At 68.9% G+C, this 2475-nt stretch carries 1 protein-coding gene and 1 pseudogene; both read right to left on the reverse strand.

From position 1 onward, the window contains the following. Window positions 1–410 precede the first annotated feature (410 nt). The gene (locus FV223_RS25265) at window positions 411–1733 is read right to left on the reverse strand and encodes a S41 family peptidase (RefSeq protein ID WP_147729525.1); all 1323 of its coding nucleotides are present in this window, start codon (window positions 1731–1733) and stop codon (window positions 411–413) included. Next, window positions 1733–2446: pseudogene (locus FV223_RS25270) on the reverse strand (peptidoglycan DD-metalloendopeptidase family protein); the annotation flags it as partial. The gene FV223_RS25265 and the pseudogene FV223_RS25270, both read right to left, overlap by 1 nt. Window positions 2447–2475 lie beyond the last annotated feature (29 nt).

Genomic DNA, 2475 nt, shown 5'->3' on the forward strand with positions numbered 1-2475 from the left:
GCCGAGGGTCGCGAGGCGCGCGCGCAGGCGTGCCAGCGCGGCCTTCGGGCCGGGGGCGGGGACGTCGACCCCGAGGGGACGCGTCAGGATATCGTCGGACGAGTCGGTCACTGGCCCTCGGAACTGGCGGGGCCACCGAAGAATCGCCGGTCGCGGCAAGGCAGCCCCGCCGTCATTGCCGGCCGCCATGGTTAATTTTTCGTAAGAGCGGCCTTCGGTCCTAGAGCCTGTTCCGTGATCACCGGATCACGGAACAAGCTCGCTCTCGTTGTGTGGTCGCGCTCTCGTCACGCGAGCCGGCATCCGCCGCGCTCGAAACGGCTCGCAACGCGCGCACGGGCGCCATGCGAAGAACCCCGCCCGGCACGCGCCGGACGGGGTTCTCGCCGTGTCGTCGATCCCGGACGGGGTCAGTTCGGCATCGTCGGCTTCTGGGCGTTCGCGGCGCCCTTCTGGATGCCGTGCAGGAAGTCGACGGCGGCGGTGAGCTGCTTGTCCTTGGCGGGATCCGGCGGGACGTAGGCCGACGAGCCGCCGCGCTCCTCGACGTCCTTCTGCTTGAGGTGACCCTTCAGGCCGGCCTCGCCCTTGGTCTCGTCCTTGCCCTTGAGCTCGTCCGGGACCTCCTGCAGCACCTCGACGTCGGGCTCGATGCCCTTGGCCTGGATCGAGCGGCCGGACGGCGTGTAGTAGCGCGCCGTGGTGAGGCGCAGCGCGCCCGAGCCGCCGAGCGGGATGATCGACTGCACCGAGCCCTTGCCGAAGGAGCGCGTGCCGAGGATGGTCGCGCGCTTGTGATCCTGCAGGGCGCCGGCGACGATCTCGGAGGCCGAGGCCGCGCCGCCGTTGACGAGCACCACCACCGGCTTGCCCTTGGTAATGTCGCCGGCCTTGGCCGAGAAGCGCTGGGTCTCGTCCGGGTTGCGGCCGCGGGTCGAGACGATCTCGCCGCGGTCGAGGAACGCGTCGGAGACCATCACCGCCTGGTCGAGCAGGCCGCCCGGGTTGTTGCGCAGGTCGATCACGTAGCCCTTGATCTTGTCCTGCCCGATGTCGGTCGAGAGCTTGTCCACGGCGGCCTTGAGGCCGTCGTAGGTCTGCTCGTTGAACTGCGTCAGGCGGATGTAGCCGATGTCGGCCCCCTCGACGCGCGAGCGTACGGGCTTGATCTTGATCACGTCGCGGTTGAGCGTGACCTCGATCGGGTCCTTGGCCTCCTTGCGGGTGATCTTGAGCTTCACCGGCGAGTTCACCGGGCCGCGCATCTTGTCGACCGCCTGGTTCAGGGTCAGGCCCTGGACCTGGTCATCGTCGATCTGGGTGATGATGTCGTTCGAGAGCAGGCCCGCCTTCGAGGCCGGGGTGTCGTCGATCGGGGTCACGACCTTGATCAGGCCGTCCTCCATCGTGACCTCGATGCCGAGCCCGCCGAACTCGCCGCGGGTCGTGGTCTGCATGTCGCGGAACGCCTTGGCGTCCATGTAGCTCGAATGCGGGTCGAGCGAGGTCAGCATGCCGTTGACGGCCGCCTCGATCATCTTCGCCTCGTCGGGCTTCTCGACGTAATCGGTGCGGACCTTCTCGAACACGTCGCCGAACAGGCTGAGCTGGCGGTAGGTCTCGGCGGAGGCCGCCACGGCGCGCGGACCCGACAGGAAGTCGGTCTGCGTCGCGACCATCGACGTGCCTGCTCCCAGGAACGCGCCGAGCATGATGAGGGACGTCTTGCGCATTATCCGCGAACCTTCTCGCTGGGGCTTTTCGCCCACCAAGGCTCCGGATCGATGGAGCCGCCGTCCTTCTTGAATTCCACGTACAGGATCGGATCGCTGCCGTCGCCGCTCATCACCGGCTGGACCGCACTTCCCTCGCCCATGTTACCGACCGGCTCGCCCGCGAGCACGAATTGGCCGACCTCGACCGAGATCTGGTCCATCCCAGCCAGCAGAAGATAGTAGCCATCGCCGGCGTTGATGATCAAGAGTCGTCCGTACGACCGGAACGGCCCGGCGAACTGCACCCAGCCATCGGCGGGAGAGGACACCACAGCCTTCGCGCGGGTGGCGAGCGAAATGCCGCGCGTCATCCCGCCGTTGCCGTCGGGCTGGTTGAAGCCGCGCAGCAGGCGGCCGCTGACCGGGCGCGGCACGTCCCCCCGGGCGTCGACGAACTTCACCTTCGGGGCGAGCTTGGCGGGGTCGCGGATGCCGGCTGCGGCGAAACGCTCCTGCGTCGCCTTCGCCTCGCGCTGCTCGGCCGCCTTGGCCTCGTCGGCGGAGCGCTTGGCGGTGGCGACCTCGCCCTCGATGCGGTCGAGGAGGTCCTTCAAGCTCCGGGCCTCCTTGGCGAGGTCGGCGGCACGGGTCCGCTCGGCGGCGAGCCCGGTCTCGACCTCCGCCTGCCGGGTCCTCCGCGCGGCGACGAGGGCCGCGAGGCGCTGCTGCTCGCGTTAGCCTAAGGCTGTCCGGAAGAGGC

The organism is Methylobacterium sp. WL116, from assembly GCF_008039455.1.
Taxonomy (GTDB): domain Bacteria; phylum Pseudomonadota; class Alphaproteobacteria; order Rhizobiales; family Beijerinckiaceae; genus Methylobacterium.